This is a genomic window from Streptomyces hyderabadensis, from assembly GCF_020404845.1.
Classification (GTDB): Bacteria; Actinomycetota; Actinomycetes; order Streptomycetales; family Streptomycetaceae; genus Streptomyces; species Streptomyces hyderabadensis.
The window spans coordinates 95097-110262 of record NZ_JAIOJZ010000008.1; the positions used below are offsets into that span (position 1 = coordinate 95097).

The 15166-nt window shown below is 72.0% G+C and carries 14 protein-coding genes; all 14 read right to left on the reverse strand.

Features of this window, described 5'->3' with window-relative positions:
• The 14 genes from K7854_RS09065 to K7854_RS09130 all read right to left on the reverse strand — a co-directional run bounded on the left by K7854_RS09065 (nt 1) and on the right by K7854_RS09130 (nt 14805).
• Complete coding sequence (locus tag K7854_RS09065) at nt 1-642, reverse strand: phosphorylase family protein (RefSeq protein WP_226025868.1); 642 nt, start codon at nt 640-642, stop codon at nt 1-3.
• Nucleotides 642-2684 carry a squalene--hopene cyclase gene (shc, locus tag K7854_RS09070; protein WP_226025869.1) on the reverse strand — a complete coding sequence of 681 codons (2043 nt, stop codon included), beginning with the start codon at nt 2682-2684 and terminating at the stop codon, nt 642-644. The genes K7854_RS09065 and shc overlap by 1 nt, the downstream gene beginning before the upstream one ends.
• A 114-nt stretch (nt 2685-2798) precedes the next feature.
• The gene (locus K7854_RS09075) at nt 2799-3863 is read right to left on the reverse strand and encodes a polyprenyl synthetase family protein (RefSeq protein ID WP_226025941.1); all 1065 of its coding nucleotides are present in this window, start codon (nt 3861-3863) and stop codon (nt 2799-2801) included.
• 68 nt (nt 3864-3931) lie between these two features.
• A complete protein-coding gene (gene hpnE, locus K7854_RS09080; protein ID WP_226025870.1) occupies nt 3932-5368 on the reverse strand; it encodes a hydroxysqualene dehydroxylase HpnE in 1437 nt (478 codons plus the stop codon).
• Nucleotides 5365-5523, reverse strand: a complete 159-nt coding sequence (locus K7854_RS09085) for a DUF6380 family protein (RefSeq protein WP_226025871.1) — start codon at nt 5521-5523, stop codon at nt 5365-5367. The genes hpnE and K7854_RS09085 overlap by 4 nt, the downstream gene beginning before the upstream one ends.
• The gene (gene hpnD, locus K7854_RS09090) at nt 5523-6473 is read right to left on the reverse strand and encodes a presqualene diphosphate synthase HpnD (protein ID WP_372481017.1); all 951 of its coding nucleotides are present in this window, start codon (nt 6471-6473) and stop codon (nt 5523-5525) included. Before hpnD ends, K7854_RS09085 begins: the two co-directional genes overlap by 1 nt.
• The gene (hpnC, locus tag K7854_RS09095; protein WP_226025872.1) at nt 6470-7381 is read right to left on the reverse strand and encodes a squalene synthase HpnC; all 912 of its coding nucleotides are present in this window, start codon (nt 7379-7381) and stop codon (nt 6470-6472) included. The genes hpnD and hpnC overlap by 4 nt, the downstream gene beginning before the upstream one ends.
• Before the next feature lie 362 nt (nt 7382-7743).
• The gene (locus K7854_RS09100; protein ID WP_226025873.1) at nt 7744-8523 is read right to left on the reverse strand and encodes an ABC transporter ATP-binding protein; all 780 of its coding nucleotides are present in this window, start codon (nt 8521-8523) and stop codon (nt 7744-7746) included.
• Nucleotides 8516-9445: an ABC transporter permease gene (locus K7854_RS09105; RefSeq protein WP_226025874.1), complete on the reverse strand. Its 930-nt coding sequence runs from the start codon at nt 9443-9445 to the stop codon at nt 8516-8518. The genes K7854_RS09100 and K7854_RS09105 overlap by 8 nt, the downstream gene beginning before the upstream one ends.
• Nucleotides 9446-9551: 106 nt before the next feature.
• Nucleotides 9552-10424, reverse strand: a complete 873-nt coding sequence (locus K7854_RS09110; protein WP_226025943.1) for a glycosyltransferase family 2 protein — start codon at nt 10422-10424, stop codon at nt 9552-9554.
• 8 nt (nt 10425-10432) lie between these two features.
• The gene (locus tag K7854_RS09115; protein WP_226025875.1) at nt 10433-11212 is read right to left on the reverse strand and encodes a CDP-alcohol phosphatidyltransferase family protein; all 780 of its coding nucleotides are present in this window, start codon (nt 11210-11212) and stop codon (nt 10433-10435) included.
• Entirely contained in the window at nt 11190-12251 is a 1062-nt protein-coding gene (locus K7854_RS09120) for an iron-containing alcohol dehydrogenase family protein (protein ID WP_226025876.1), read from the reverse strand. The genes K7854_RS09115 and K7854_RS09120 overlap by 23 nt, the downstream gene beginning before the upstream one ends.
• On the reverse strand, nt 12239-12991 hold the full coding sequence (locus K7854_RS09125; protein ID WP_226025877.1) for a phosphocholine cytidylyltransferase family protein: 753 nt from the start codon (nt 12989-12991) through the stop codon (nt 12239-12241). Before K7854_RS09125 ends, K7854_RS09120 begins: the two co-directional genes overlap by 13 nt.
• Nucleotides 12988-14805, reverse strand: a complete 1818-nt coding sequence (locus K7854_RS09130; protein WP_226025878.1) for a DUF5941 domain-containing protein — start codon at nt 14803-14805, stop codon at nt 12988-12990. The genes K7854_RS09125 and K7854_RS09130 overlap by 4 nt, the downstream gene beginning before the upstream one ends.
• Nucleotides 14806-15166 lie beyond the last annotated feature (361 nt).

The window sequence follows — 15166 nt, forward strand, 5'->3', positions numbered from 1 at the left end:
TCACCTCCGGGGGAGCAACAAAGAACGGTGCCATTCGAAAAATGCGGGAAGAACGGATCGAAGTACGCGGAAAGCAGATATTCCACCGCGCAGGGTGCCGATCCGGACGAGTTCGTGTTCTGGAGCGTCCACGACCACCCGTACGGCCGCAACCGGGCGCGGGCCCGTGCGGACGGCGCTCAGGAGCGTGGCCGCGGACTCCATGTCCACGGCGATCGCGCCGGTCGCGAGCAGGTCGGCGCGTTCGGGACCGCGGACGACGTGGTCCGAGCCGGTCAGCGGCCCGGTGTGGACGGTTCGCCCGGGGACGGCTCGCGCGAGTTCCTTGACGAGCCGGTCGGTCGCGACGCAGGGGACGGTGGAGCGGGGGTCCCGGGTCTCCTCGGCGACGACCAGGTCGCCGGGGTGCATGCCGGGGGCGAGTCCCGCGCAGAAGCCGGTGGCGAGCACGGCGGCGGACGCCAGCGCCGGGTCGGCGAGGACCCGGGCGACCGAGCGTTCGGCCGCCTTCGGGCCCATGCCGGTGCGCAGGACGGTGACCGGCCCGCCCGCGCCGGCGCGGTCGCCGGTGCGCAGGGCGAGGTGCTCGATGCCGAGCGCGCAGGCGATCAGCAGCGGGGACGGGCCGGTCTGCGGGGTCATCAGCTGCCCTTCACCTCGGCCGCGACGGACTCGGCCGGGGCCTTCGCCGCGCGGGGCTTCTTGGCGAAGGGCTCACCGTGGACGTACCGGCCCAGCGCGGTGAGCGGGAAGACCTGGCGGTAGAGGTGGTAGTTGATGGAGAAGTCCCACGGGAAGCCGGTACCGGTGAAGTAGGGCTCGTCCCAGGAGCCGTCCTCGCGCTGGGTGGCCGCGAGCCATGCGATGCCGCGCTCCACGGCCTTGGAGTCCCGCTCCCCCGCCGCCAGCAGGGCCATCAGCGCCCAGCCGGTCTGCGAGGCGGTCGAGGCGCCCCGGCCGCTCCACTCCCGGACGTAGCGGTAGGAGCGCAGGTCCTCGCCCCAGCCGCCGTCCTCGTTCTGTACGGACTCCAGCCAGCGCACCGCGCGGCGGATGGCCGGGTGCGAGGTGGGCAGTCCGGCGGCGGTCAGGGCGGGGATCACGGACCCGGTGCCGTAGACGTAGTTGACGCCCCAGCGGCCGAACCACGAGCCGTCCGCCTCCTGCGCGTCCAGGAGCCACTGGACGCCGCGGCGGGTGCGCGGGTCGTGGGCGAGGCCCTCGACGGCGAGCATCTCTACCACGTGCGCGGTGACGTCCGCCGAGGGCGGGTCGATCACCTCGCCGAAGTCGCAGAACGGCAGCCGGTTGGGGAAGGGGCTGGTGTTGTCGACGTCGAAGGCGCCCCAGGCGCCGTTCTTGGACTGCATGCCGAGGTTCCAGCGCACCCCGCGGCCGATCGCCTTCTCCACCCGTTCCGGGTCGTGGTGCTTGACCCGGCGCAGGGCGAGCACCACCTCGGCGGTGTCGTCGATGTCGGGGTAGTTGTCGTTGTGGAACTCGAACGCCCAGCCGCCGGGCGGGAGTCCGGGGCGCTTCACCGACCAGTCGCCGGGGCGCACGATCTGTTCGCCGAGCATCCAGTCCGAGGCCTTCACCAGCTGCGGGTGGTCCTCGGGGACGCCCGCGTCGGCCAGCGCGATGGTGGCCAGGCAGGTGTCCCACACCGGGGACTGGCAGGCCTCGATCATCCGGGCGCCGTCCTCGCGCCACACGGCGAAACGGTCCAGCGACTCCAGGCCCGCGCGCATCACGGGGTGTTCGAGGTCGTAGCCGAGCAGGTAGAGCGCGATGACCGAGTAGACGGCGGGGGGCTGGATGCCGCCCCAGCAGCCGTCGTTCTCCTGCCGCTCGATGATCCAGCGGGCGGCGCTGTTCATCGCGGCCCGGCGCAGCCGGCGCGGGGCGATCTTGCGGTAGGCGTGCAGGGCCTTGTCGATGCGCTGGAAGGCGCCGTCCCAGCTGGCCGCCGGTGCCATCGGACGCTGCGGGTTGGGCCGGGCCGGGTCGGTGTGCAGTTCGTCCAGCGCGAAGGGCGCGGGGCGCACCGGCCGCTTCGCGGAGACGATGGTGAGCGGCACGATGGTCTGCCGGGCCCAGCACCCGAAGTCGTAGATGTTGAGCGGGACCCAGGTCGGGAAGTAGATCAGCTCCGGCGGGAGTTCGGGCAGGTCGTCCCATTTCCACCAGCCGAACAGGGCCAGCCAGATCCGGGTGAAGACACGCGACGCGGCGATGCCGCCGCGGGAGCGGATCCACTCCGAGGCACGCGCCATGTGGGGCGCGTCGGGTGAGTCGCCGGCCAGGCGGAGGGCGACGTAGGCCTCGATGGTGGTGGACAGTTCGCCCGGGCCGCCGTAGAAGGTGGCCCAGGTGCCGTCCTCGCGCTGCTCGCCGCGGATGAACAGGGCGGCGGCGCGGGTGGTCGCCTCGTCCTGGATGCCCAGGAACTGACGCAGGAGCAGGTCCTCGGCGTCCATCGTGACGTTCGTCTCGAGGTCGCCCTTCCACCAGCCCTGGGCGTCCTGCTTGGAGAGCAGGAAGTCGGTGGCGCGCCGGGTGGCGCGTGCGGCGGCTTCTGGTACCCCGGCCGCCGCGGCGGGGATGGTGATGTCGGTGTCACTGGCCGAGGCAGCCAGGGGCCTCAGGGAGGCCCCGGTGCTTCCGTCGGTCGTCGCTGTCATGGCTTCCCCTTCGTGCAGTGTGCGTGGTGCGTCTGCTGGGTCCGCCGTCGGCCGGTGCTCGTCTCTGAACGACACCGGCCGGCGACTACGCGAGGGCTATTCGACCGATAATGATCATCTCTTTCGTACGACGACGAAGTCCGCGAGTGCCGTGAACATCTCCCGCACCCGGTCGGGCATGTCCACGGCGTCGAGGGCTTCGATGGCGATGGTGTGCTGGCGACGCGCCTCGTCGGCGGTCCACTCCCGCCCGCCCGCTTCCTCGATGAGGGCGGCACGGGCCGCGAACTCCTCCTCGGAGAAGTTCGCGAAGTCACTGGCCTTGGCGTCGGCGGCGAGGATCTCGCCGAGCCGCTCGGAGGCGGGCCCGCCGGCCGCGAGGGCGGCGACGACCGGCAGCGACTTCTTGCGCTGGCGCAGGTCGCTCCAGGTCTGCTTGCCGGTGGCGTCCGGGTCGCCCCAGATGCCCAGCAGGTCGTCGACGGCCTGGAAGGCGAGGCCGAGGTGGTAGCCGTACTTCTCCAGGGTGTCGGCGGTGCGCTCGTCGGCGCCGCCGAGCACCGCGCCGATGGAGCTGGCGGAGGCGAGCAGGGCACCGGTCTTGTTGCCCTCCATCTCCAGGCACTCCTCGACGCTGACCCGGTCGCGGTGCTCGTAGGAGATGTCCTGGGCCTGACCGTCGATCAGCGAGCGGCTGGCCTTGGTCAGGCGGCGGGTGGCCCGCCCGGCCTCGACGGTGCCCAGTTCGAGGAGCACCTCGTTGGCGAGCGCGAACAGGGCGTCGCCGACCAGGATGGCCTGGGCGGGGCCGTGCACCTTCCAGACGGTGTCGCGGTGGCGGCGCTGCTCGTCGCCGTCCATCAGGTCGTCGTGCAGGAGGGAGAAGTTGTGCACCAGCTCCACGGCCACCGCGCCGGGCACGCCGACCTCGGGCGCGGCGCCGGTGACCTCGGCGGAGAGTACGGCGAGCGCGGGGCGGACGGCCTTGCCGCCGTCGCCGTCGGCGGGGTTGCCCTGGGCGTCGATCCAGCCGAAGTGGTAGGCGGCGACGGTGTCCATGGGAGGGGCCAGGCGGTCGACCGCCGCCCGCAGGACCGGCGTGGCCAGGGTCCGGCCGCGCTCCAGCAGCGCGGTCACGTCCACCGTGGTCCGTCGATCGGCCTTCGGGGCCGGGGGCACAGTGGGCACAGTCTTTCCTCCAGTTGCGGTGCCGGGAGTGCGGGGGGCGGTCCCGCGCGGATCGGCTTTCACGCCGCCTCCTCGAAGAACCCGGGAAGGTGGCCGCGGGACCGGCCCGGGGTGCCGAGCACGGCGGCCGCCGCCCCGACACCGCTGCGAACCGCGCTCTCCATGGTCGCGGGCCACCCGGTGGCGGTCCACGCTCCGGCCAGGTAGAGGCCGGGTGCCTTGGTGCGGGCGCCGGGCCTGAGGCGGCCGACGCCGGGGGCGGGGGCGAACGTCGCGGTGCGCTCCCTGGTCACGAAGAAGTCCTTCACCTCGGCGCCCCGGGTGCGCGGCAGCAGCCGCTCCAGTTCCGGCAGGTACCGCTCGCGCAGCACGGCCACCGGCTCGTCGATCTCGTTCTGCGCGGTCGACTGGGACAGCGCCAGGTACTGACCCTCCTTCAGTCCGGAGGCCTCGGTACGGTCGAAGACCCACTGCACCGGGGTGCCGAGGGCCGTGAGGAACGGCGTGCCGAGCACCTGGCGGTCGTAGATCACGTGGATGTTGAGGATCGGCGCGGTGCCGATCCGCAGAAGATTTTCCGGGGCGTCCAGCGCACCGTCCGGCAGCAGGTCGTGGGCCTCGCGCTGGGGTACGGCGAGGACGACCGCGTCCGCTTCGAGCGTCTCGCCGGGAACCTGAACGCTCCAGCCGCCGTTCTCGTTTACAGAGACGGAGGTGACGCGTGTACGGACCTCGGTACGGACGCCCGCGGAGTCGAGCGCCTTGCGGGCCAGCCGGTCGTGCAGTTCGCCCAGCGGGACGCGGGCCCACCCGATGTCGGCCGCTCCCGGGTCGGACAGCAGACCGGTCTTGAACACCATCGCGGCGAGCCCCAGCGAGGCGTCGCCCGCGACCGCGTTGAGGGTGGCGACCCCGACCAGGTCCCACAGGGCCTCGACGGCACGCGCCGACTGACCGTGCGCGGTCAGCCAGCTGCCGAAGTCCTGGGTGTCCAGGGTCGGATCGGCGAGGTCGAGCCCCTTCAGCGCGAGCGCGGCCCGCCCCACCGAGGCGCGTTCGGCGAGCGAGAGGTGCGGGTAGGTCGCCAGGCTGCGCCCCAGGTGCAGGGGTACGGGCAGGGCGTCGCGCCGCAGTCTGCCGAGCCGGTTGCCCTCGGGTCGCGCCAGGTCGACCACGGGCACGTCGAGACGGTCCTGCACCGGTGCGAGCGCCGCTCCGCCGATCCGGTCGAGGAACCACCGGTAGGCGGTGCAGCAGCGCAGGTACACGTGCTGGCCGTTGTCGACGGTGAGGCCGCCGCGCTGGAAGGAGAAGGCGAGTCCGCCCAGCCGCGGGCGTCCTTCGAGCAGGGTGACGCGCACGCCGGCGTCGGCGAGTGCGAGCGCGGTGGTGACCCCCGCGAGTCCGCCGCCGACCACGACGGCATGCCCGCCGGGGCCGAGGGCCGAGGCGTCCGCCGACGGTCCGCCCTCGCGCGTGCCGTTGCCCTGCGTCATGGTGCGCCCTTCCCTGTCCGGTCGCCGTGGTGTTTGAACGGCGTACGGCTGACCGTCTCAGTCAGGGACGCCGACCGCCACCGGAGGGTTGCCCGCCGCTGTCCGCCGGTGTTTTCGTGCGGGTCCTGGGTGTCGAGTGTGCCCGGTGTGTCCATCAGGCGCGCCTCCTGACGGTCCGCCGGGTGACGTGCCGGGTGTCGAGGCCGGACAGGCCGCGCACCGCGACGTAGGCCTTCTCGCGTCCGGGCAGCGAGACCCGGCCGCGCAGCACGGCCTCGGGGTCGCGCTCGATGCGGTCCAGGAGGCGGCGGTAGATGCCGGCCATGGCGGCCACGCAGGCGCCGCTGCGCCGGTCGAGCAGGGGCAGCAGGCGGTAGCCCTCGGCGAAAAGGGCGCGGGCCCGACGCACTTCGAAGTGCACGAGGCCCGCGAAGTCGGAGCCCTCGGGTGGGGTCGGCCCGTTGAAGCCGGCCGAGCAGCCGAACTTGGCGAGGTCGTCGGCGGGCAGGTAGGTGCGCCCGCCCTCGGCGTCCTCCCGGACGTCGCGCAGGATGTTGGTGAGCTGGAGCGCGAGACCGAGCGTGTCGGCGTACTCGGGCGCGCGCTCGGCGCCGCGCGCCCCCGGTTCGGTGCCGAAGACGCCGAGCGAGAGGCGTCCGATGGCGCCCGCCACACAGCGGCAGTAGACCTTCAGGTCGTCCCAGGTCTCGTAGGTCTCACCGCGCAGGTCCATCTGGACGCCGTCGATCAGCTCGTCGAGGCCGCCGAGCGGGATCGGGAACTGCCGGGCCGCGTGGGCGAGGGCGACGGCGACCGGATCGGTGTCCCCCTCGTCGACCGCGCCGTCCTGGATCCGGGCGAGCACCGCCCGGGTCTCGTCCAGCCGGGCGGCCTTGACGTCGTCCGCCAGCACTCCGTCGCCGATGTCGTCGACCCGGCGCGAGAACGCGTACAGCGCGGACATCGCCCGCCGCTTGGGCGTGGGCAGCAGCCGGATGCCGTAGGCGAAGTTGCGTGCCTGCTGACCGGTGACGGCCTCGCAGTAGCTGTAGGCGGCGAGCACCGGCGCCGGCATGGTCGCTGACGACTCCACGGACCCGATCACCCCTCTCCTCGCAGGACCACGCCCGCCTCGCGCAGCAAGTGGACCTTGCCTGCCTTGGGCGGACCGGGAAGTACGTCGTGATCCGCCGCGGCGATCGCGCGGAGCGCCGCCCTGCCGCCGGCCACGAAGCCCGCGAGGAGCAGCCGCAGCCTGCCGTGGACGCTACCCACCAGGGGGGCTCCTTCATTCAGCAGGTCGCGGGCGCGCCCGGACTCGTAGGCGATCAGGGCGCGCACGGACGCGTTGGCGGTGGGCGCGGCGAGGTCCGTCTCCTGGACGTGGAAACGTTTCATGTCCTCGGCGGGCAGGTAGATCCGGTCCCGGCCCAGGTCCTCGGCGACGTCCTGGAGGTGCTCGACGATCTGCAGGGCGGTGCAGATCTCGTCGGAGCGGCGGATCCGTTCGGGCGTCGAGGTGCCGGTGACGGCGAGGACGAGACGGCCGACCGGGTTGGCGGACAGCTCGCAGTAGGCGAGCAGGTCGTCGTAGGTCTCGTACCGGGCGACCAGCTGGTCCTGGCGGTTGGCGGCGATCAGGCCGAGGAAGGGCTCGGGGGTCAGCGCGCGGCGGCGCACGGTGGGCACCAGACCGCGCAGCAGCGGGTGGCGGGGCGGGCCGTCGGAGGCGTCGAAGACCCTGCGCAGGTCCTCCTCGAAGGCGTCCAGCATCAGCAGGCGGTCGTCGGCGCGGTCCTCGGGCACGCCGAGCAGGCGGGCGTCCGCTCCGCCCGGGGCGAGGTCTCCGTCGCCGATGTCGTCGACGAGACGGGCGAAGCCGTACACGGCCATGAGGTCGGTGCGCCAGGCGCGGGGCAGGAAGAAGGGGGCGACGGGGAAGTTCTCGTCGGCGGCCTTGGCGAGGGTGCCGTGCTCCGGGGCGACGGCGCGCGTCGTGTCGGTGGCCGTCATCGCCGGCTGCCCTGGGCGGGGACGGCGCACGCCTCGCGGAGCTGGGGAGTTTCCGTCGCCATTGCCGTCACATCTCCCGTTCTACACTGCTGACCCAATACACACTATTTCGGACACGCCGCCCCGCCACCCGCGCGGCAGGCCCGCTCGAGGGTGTCGGGCATTATCGCCCCATGTGCCGCGTTTCGGGACCGGTACAGCTTACGTTGTACAACTCACGGGCGTCCGTCGGGGTGCACGGTGCATCACAACAACACACCGATTGAGTTCAAGATTCCTGAGAACGCCAGGAGTTGACGTTTCCTTTGCAGACGCGGGGCCCCGCCGGAACAGTTCCGGCGGGGCCCCGGCGTGTCGGGCCGCTACTTGCCCGTGAACTTCTCGTACTCCTTGAGCACCTCGTCGGTCGGGCCGTCCATGCGCAGCTCGCCGCGCTCCAGCCACAGGACCCGGTTGCAGGTGTCGCGGATGGACTTGTTGTTGTGGCTGACCAGGAAGATGGTGCCGGCCTTCTTCTTCAGCTCCCGGATGCGCTCCTCGGAGCGGGTCTGGAACTTGCGGTCGCCGGTGGCCAGGGCCTCGTCGATCATCAGGACGTCGTGGTCCTTGGCGGCGGCGATCGAGAAGCGCAGCCGGGCGGCCATGCCGGAGGAGTAGGTGCGCATCGGCAGGGTGATGAAGTCGCCCTTCTCGTTGATGCCCGAGAAGTCGACGATGTCCTGGTAGCGGGCCTTGATCTGCTCGCGGGACATGCCCATGGCCAGACCGCCGAGGATGACGTTCCGCTCGCCGGTCAGGTCGTTCATCAGGGCGGCGTTCACCCCGAGCAGGGAGGGCTGGCCGTCGGTGTAGACCTTGCCGCGCTCGGCCGGCAGCAGGCCGGCGATGGCCCGCAGCAGCGTCGACTTTCCGGAGCCGTTGGAGCCGATCAGGCCGATGGCCTCGCCCCGGTACGCGGTGAAGGAGACCCCGCGCACGGCGTGCACCTTGCGCACGCCCCGCTCCTCGCCCCTCTTGAGGATGCGGCTCAGGGCCGCGGTGGCGCTGCCCTTGCCGGTCCTGGCGCCGTTGACGCGGTAGACGATGTGCAGCTCGTCCGCGATGACCGTCGGCACCCGCTGGTCCTGCTGCTGCTCAGCCACGGCCGTACCTCTCCTCCGCCTTCCAGAAGTACACGAAGCCGCCCACGGCGAGGACCACGGCCCAGCCGAGCGCGACCGCCCACACGTGCGGCGGCAGGTTCTCGGAGCCGTACCCGTCGATCAGCGCGAAGCGGATGAGGTCCATGTAGACGGCGGCCGGGTTCCACTGGAGCACGTCGGCGAGCCAGGCCGGCTTGTCCTCCAGCATGATCGGGATGGAGAACATCACGCCCGACGCGTACATCCAGGTCCGCATGATGAACGGCATCAGCTGGGCGAGGTCCGGCGTCTTGGCCCCCATGCGGGCCACGATCAGGGCCAGGCCCGTATTGAAGAGGAACTGCAGGACCAGCGCCGGGACCACCAGCAGCCAGGACAGCGAGGGGTAGCTGCCGAAGCCGATGACCACCGCGAACAGGACAATCATCGAGGCCAGCAGCTGCTGGAGCTGCTGGAGCGCGAACGAGACGGGCAGCGAGGCCCGCGGGAAATGGAGCGCCCGCACCAGTCCGAGGTTGCCGGAGATGGCGCGCACGCCCGCCATCGCGGAGGACTGGGTGAAGGTGAAGACGAACACCCCCGTCACCAGGAACGGGATGTACACGTCCTTGGGCATGCCGCGGCCGGCGTCGAGGATCAGACCGAAGATCGTGAAGTAGACGAACGCGTTCAGCAGCGGGGTGGCCACCTGCCACAGCTGGCCGAGCTTGGCCTGGCTGTACTGGGCGGTCAGCTTCGCCTGGGAGAAGGCGAGGATGAAGTGCCGCCGCCCCCAGAGCTGACGGACGTACTCCACGAGGGACGGTCTGGCACCGCTCACGGACAGCCCGTACTTGGCGGCGAGCCGGGCCGGTGTGAGGCCCTCGTCGGGCGACACGGGCTTGGTCATGGCGACCGTGCCGTCGTGCGTTGTCTCACTCACTGGTGGATACTTTCGTCTTCGAAATGCTCGGCCGCGCGGGCCTGCCGTGGACTTGGACCTGGTGGCCCTCCGGCCGGAGGGCCGGAACGCTCTCGGTACGAGCTTGTCAGATCACCGGGGGGCGGCCCAGCCGGGTCAGGCGCCACACCGTACGCCACCGCATGGGCCGGCGGGGACCGCACGGGGTGGCCCAGCCCTCGCGGAAGCCGCCGAACCAGGCCTTCAGGGCAGGTCGCGACGGCCGCCGCAGCAGGGTGAGGGCCATCCAGACGCCGAGGTAGACCGGGACCAGGAGCGCGGGGAGGTTGCGGCGGGCCAGCCAGACGCGGTTGCGGGCGACCATGCGGTGGTAGACCGCGTGCCGGGACGGCGCGGTCGTCGGGTGGTTCAGCACCATGTCGGACCGGTAGTCGATCATCCAGCCCGCGTCGAGCGCCCGCCAGGCCAGGTCGGTCTCCTCGTGGGCGTAGAAGAAGGCGTCCGGCAGCCCGCCGACCTGGGTGAGGACCCGGGTGCGCACCGCGTTGGCGCCGCCGAGGAAGGTGGTGACCCGGGAGGAGCGCATCGGGTCGGAGGCGCGCAGCCGCGGTACGTGCCGGCGCTGGGTCTCGCCGGTGTCCGGGTCGGCGATGCGGAAGCTGATGATGCCCAGCTCGTCGTCGGCCGCGAAGGCCTCGCGGCACAGCTCGGCGGTGTCCGTGCGGGCGAGCAGACCGTCGTCGTCGAGGAAGAGCAGGATGTCGACATCGCTGCCGCCCGGTCCGAAGGCCTCGATGCCGACGTTGCGGCCGCCGGGGATGCCCAGGTTCTCGGGCAGCTCGACGGTGCGCACGCCGTCCGGCACCTCCGGGACGGGCGAGCCGTTGCCGACCACGACGACCTGGACCGGGTCGCCGTCCTGCTTGGCCACCGAGTCCAGCAGGGCCCGCAGCTCCTCGGGGCGGTTGCCCATCGTGATGACGACGGCGCCGACCTTCATGGGCGCGCTCACTTCAGCCTGCTGGAGGCGAGGACGGACACCAGGTGCAGCAGGGTCTGCAGCAGCGCGATACCGGCGAGTACGGCGGTGCCGAGCCGGGTGAAGAACAGGTCGCCGCGCGCCTGGTCGACGATCGCGAGCACCAGGATCAGCAGGGACGCCTCGATGCCGAGGATCAGCCGGTGGAACTTGAGCGCCCCGGCGGCCCGGCGGGCCAGCGCCATGCCGGAGGAGCGGATCTCGGAGGCGGCCTCCTTCACCGGTTCCATTCCGGCCTGGTGGCGGGCGACGCCCACCAGGTCCGTCTCGGCCTTGATCAGGATGGCGCCGAGCGCGGCCAGGGTGCCGAGGAAGGCCCACAGCCAGTCGATCCGGCCGGTGCCCCAGATGTCGGCGGCGCGCAGGCCGAGGCCGACCAGGACGGCGGCGTCGGTCAGATAGGCGCCGACCCGGTCCAGGTAGACGCCGCCGAGGGAGTACTGCTTCTTCCAGCGGGCGATCTCGCCGTCGACGCAGTCCAGCAGCAGGTACAGCTGGACCGCGACCACGCCGAGCACCGCGCCCCAGATGCCCGGCACGAGCAGCGCGGGGGCCGCGAGCACGCCGCAGACGGTCATCAGGTACGTGAGCTGGTTGGGCGTGACCCTGGTGTTCACCAGGTAGCGGTCGATCCGCAGCGAGACCTCGCGCATGTAGAGGCGTCCCGCCCAGTGCTCACCGCTGCGCCGGTCCTTGACCCCCGCGGGATGGACGACCGGGCGTAGTTCAGCTACCGATGGCCTTGACATAGTCGGCGTACAGGTCCTTGATCTGGTCGGTTTTCAGGTCGAGGTGTTCGAGGATCGTGTAGCGGCCGGGGCGGGTCTGGGGGGCGAACTCCACGGCCCGGAAGAACTCCTCGGGCGTGAACCCGATCTCCTCGGGCAGCACCGGCAGCCCGTGCCGCCGCAGCACCTCGGCCATGTGGGCGGACTCCTCGTGGGCCCCGCGCAGGTACATCGCGAAGGCCGCGCCCAGGCCGCACTGCTCGCCGTGGGCGGCCGCGCGCTCGGGGTAGAGCAGGTCGAAGGCGTGGTTGATCTCGTGGCAGGCGCCCGAGGACGGTCGCGAGTCGCCGGAGACCGACATGGCGATGCCGCTGAGCACCAGCGCCTCGGCCAGCACCTGGAGGAACTCGTTGTCGCCGATGCCGCCGGGGTGCCGGAGCACGGCCTCACCGGCCTGGCGGGCCATCGCGGCGGCCAGGCCGTCGATCTTCTCGCCCTTGACCCGGTTGGCCAGCTCCCAGTCCGCGATCGCGGAGACGTTGGAGACGGCGTCGCCGATGCCGGCCCGCACGAAGCGGGCCGGGGCCGCGCGGATGACGTCCAGGTCGATGACGACGGCGATCGGGTTGGGCACGCCGTAGGAGCCGCGGCCCGCATCGTTGTCCAGGGTGGCGACCGGGGAGCACAGGCCGTCGTGCGCGAGGTTGGTCGGCACGGCGACCAGCGGGAGGCCGATGCGCGCCGCCGCGAACTTGGCGCAGTCGATGATCTTGCCACCGCCGAGGCCGACGACCGCGTCGTAGTGGCCGCCCTTCATCGCGCCGGCCAGCTTGATCGCGTCGTCCAGGGTGCCGCCGCCGACCTCGTACCAGTCGGCGCCGGGCAGCGACGGGGCGACGCGGTCGCGCAGCCGGGCACCGGAACCGCCGCTGACGGCGACGGCCAGCTTGCCCGAGTGGGAGATGCGCTCGTCGGCGAGCACACCCCCCAGGTCGTCGAGGGCACCCGCGCGGATGTCCACGACGACCGGCGACGGGATCAGCCTCGTCAGTACTGGCACGCGATCTCCCTGCCCTTGGCGAGGTCGTCGTGGTTGTCGATCTCGACCCACTTGACCTCGCCGATCGGCGCCACGTCGACCTTGAAGCCGCGGTTGACCAGCTCCTGGTAGCCGTCCTCGTAGTACAGCTGCGGGTCGCGCTCGAAGGTGGCCTTCAGCGCGTCGGCCAGGTCGGCGGCGGCCTCGCCCTCGATGAGGGTGACGCCGATGTACTCGCCGGTCGCCTCGGCCGGGTCCATGAGCTTGGTGATGCGCTGGACGCCCTTGTCGGGGTCGACGACGACCTTCATCTCCTCCTCGGCGAGGTTCTTCACCGTGTCGAGGGCGAGGATGATCTTCTTGCCGTCGCCGCGGGCGGCGAGCAGGGTCTTCTCGACGGAGACCGGGTGCACGGTGTCGCCGTTGGCGAGGATCACGCCGTCCTTGAGGGCGTCACGGCCGCACCACAGGGAGTAGGCGTTGTTCCACTCCTCGGCCTTGTCGTTGTCGATCAGGGTGAGCTTGACGCCGTACTTCTGCTCCAGTTCCTCCTTGCGGTCGTACACGGCCTCCTTGCGGTAGCCGACGATGATCCCGACCTCGGTCAGGCCGACCTCGGCGAAGTTCGCCAGGGTCAGGTCGAGGACCGTGATGCTGTCCTCCGCCCCCTCGGGGCCGACCGGCACCAGTGCCTTGGGCAGGGTGTCGGTGTAGGGGCGCAGACGCCGGCCGGCGCCGGCCGCCAGCACGAGGCCGATCATGCGGGTTCTCCTTCGTCGTGTACGGCGGGTGCGCCGACCTTGTGGGCGGCGACCCAGAAGCGGATGCTCTCGACGAGCACCACGAGTGCCACGGCCACGGCGAGGACCGTGAGCGCGAGCTTGAACTGTGAGGCGGTGAGCAGCACGGCCAGCGCGCAGATCACCAGCGTGCGGCCCTCGTGCCCGCCGATCGTCCGCACCAGCCACTGCGGCGGCGCGCCCTCGTCGCCGCGGATGCGGTAGACCGTGTCGTAGTGATGGTAGGCGACCGCGGACACCAGCCCGAAAGCCGCCGGAAGGGCCCCGTTCACGTCGGCTTTGGCGGCCAGTACCAGGACGGTGAGGTACTCGGCGGCCCGGAAGAACGGCGGGACCAGCCAGTCGAGGGCGCCCTTGAGGGGGCGGGCGACGGCGAGGGCCGAGGTCAGCACGTAGACGATCGCGGCGACGAGCGGCCAGGGGCCGCCGAAGCCGGTGAGGGCCGCGGTGGCGACGACGGCCGCCCCGCCGAGGAGCGCGACGGCGGGGGCGGTGACGGCGGGCAGTCGTCGGGCGGTGCCGCGCAGGCCCCTGGCGGCGGCCTCGGCGAGCGGCCCCGAGTCGGCGAGGTCGGCCAGTGCCTTCGCGGCCCGGTCGGTCCGGGTGGCCTTGCGGGTCAGCGAGCGCAGCACGCGGCCCGCGGTGGTGTACGTCGCGGAGAACGCGCAGCCGATCAGCAGCGCGTAGAAGGTGATCCGGGGCGTGGTGAGCGCGGTCAGGACGGCGATCATCGCCCAGCGTTCGCCGATCGGCAGCACGATCATGCGGCGCACCCAGACCGTCCAGCCGACGCTGTCGAGCTTGTCGGAGAGGGCCGCGGTGGGGCTGGTGTTGGCGGTGGCGTCGTGGTTGGCCTCGTTGAAGGAGAAGTCCACGACGTGCCGGCAGGTCTGCAGGACCATCGCGCCCAGGGCCAGGGCCCACACGTCGTCGCCGCCGCGGGCGGCGCCGAGGGCGAGGCCCGCGTAGTAGGCGTACTCCTTGGCGCGGTCGAAGGTGGCGTCGAGCCAGGCGCCGAGCGTGGAGTACTGCAGGGAGTAGCGGGCGAGCTGACCGTCGGTGCAGTCGAGGACGAAGGAGGCGATGAGCAGCACGCCGGCGGCGACGAAGCCGCCCCGGGTGCCGGTGGCGGCACAGCCCGCCGCTATGAGCGCGGTGATCAGCGAGGCGGTGGTGACCTGGTTGGGGGTCAGTCCGCGGCGCGCGCACCAGCGGGCGATGTAGCGGGAGTAGGGGCTGATGAAGAAGGTGGTGACGAAGCCGTCGCGGGCCTTGACCGCCGACTTCAGGCGTACGGCCTCGTCGTCGACGGCGGCGACGGCCTGCCGTGCCTCGTTGCGGGCCTGCGGGTCGGCGGGGACGGCGGCGACGAGGCTGCCCAGTTCGGGGCGGTGCACGGCGGCGCCGTCGGCGTCGAGGGCGGCGGTGATCCGGTCGGCGAGGCTGTCCACGGCGAGCACGGTGCCGCCGCCGGCGGAGTTCTCGCGGGCCATCGCGCGGGTCAGCGCCTGGCGGGCGGCCGGCTGGGCGGTCACGGCGCCGGGGATCGCGGCGAGCGGGAAGCGGGGGTCGGTGAGGCCGAGGCGCAGGGCGTGCGGGTGGCCCACGAAGCGGGCGTCGACCACGGCGACCCGTTCCTCGCTGGGGGCCCGGGCCAGCAGGGTCTCGGTGTCGGCGGCGCCGGTGGCGAGGTGCACGTCGAAGCCCAGGGACCGCAGCTCGCTCTCGATCGACGAACCGGGGACCGGCTGACCGGTGAGGATGGCGGTCGGCAACCGAACTCACTCCCTGGTGCCGGCGACTGGGCGCCGGGCCTGTGCATGGTGGAGCCCCCGTGCCTGGGGCACCCGGGCGGCATGTCGGCAGAGGTTATCGGATGCCGGGAACGCCGTGTTCACCGCCCGTTTCACGGTCGGTCGACGCCACTTGCTCCCGCCTTTGCCGCGATCATCATCGTGGATGCGGGGCCCGCCCCACAAACCGCCCTCGCAGACCGGGCATCGCGGACATCGCACAGCGTCCGCAGTCGTTCGCACAGGGTCAGCGCGGCTCTCCGTCCGACCGTGCGCCACCTGGCGGAATCTGGGCTTCCGAATGCCCTCCAGAGTCCTGACCTGCATAACGTTTTCGCAGGTC

Excerpts from the sequence above, each read along its gene's own strand:
- shc (WP_226025869.1), bottom strand. The coding sequence starts at position 2,684 with ATGACAGCGACGACCGACGGAAGCACCGGGGCCTCCCTGAGGCCCCTG.
- K7854_RS09125 (WP_226025877.1), bottom strand. The coding sequence starts at position 12,991 with ATGATCGGCCTCGTGCTGGCGGCCGGCGCCGGCCGGCGTCTGCGCCCC.
- K7854_RS09065 (WP_226025868.1), bottom strand. The coding sequence starts at position 642 with ATGACCCCGCAGACCGGCCCGTCCCCGCTGCTGATCGCCTGCGCGCTC.
- K7854_RS09085 (WP_226025871.1), bottom strand. The coding sequence starts at position 5,523 with ATGGACACACCGGGCACACTCGACACCCAGGACCCGCACGAAAACACC.
- K7854_RS09110 (WP_226025943.1), bottom strand. The coding sequence starts at position 10,424 with ATGAAGGTCGGCGCCGTCGTCATCACGATGGGCAACCGCCCCGAGGAG.
- hpnC (WP_226025872.1), bottom strand. The coding sequence starts at position 7,381 with ATGACGGCCACCGACACGACGCGCGCCGTCGCCCCGGAGCACGGCACC.
- hpnE (WP_226025870.1), bottom strand. The coding sequence starts at position 5,368 with ATGACGCAGGGCAACGGCACGCGCGAGGGCGGACCGTCGGCGGACGCC.
- K7854_RS09115 (WP_226025875.1), bottom strand. The coding sequence starts at position 11,212 with ATGTCAAGGCCATCGGTAGCTGAACTACGCCCGGTCGTCCATCCCGCG.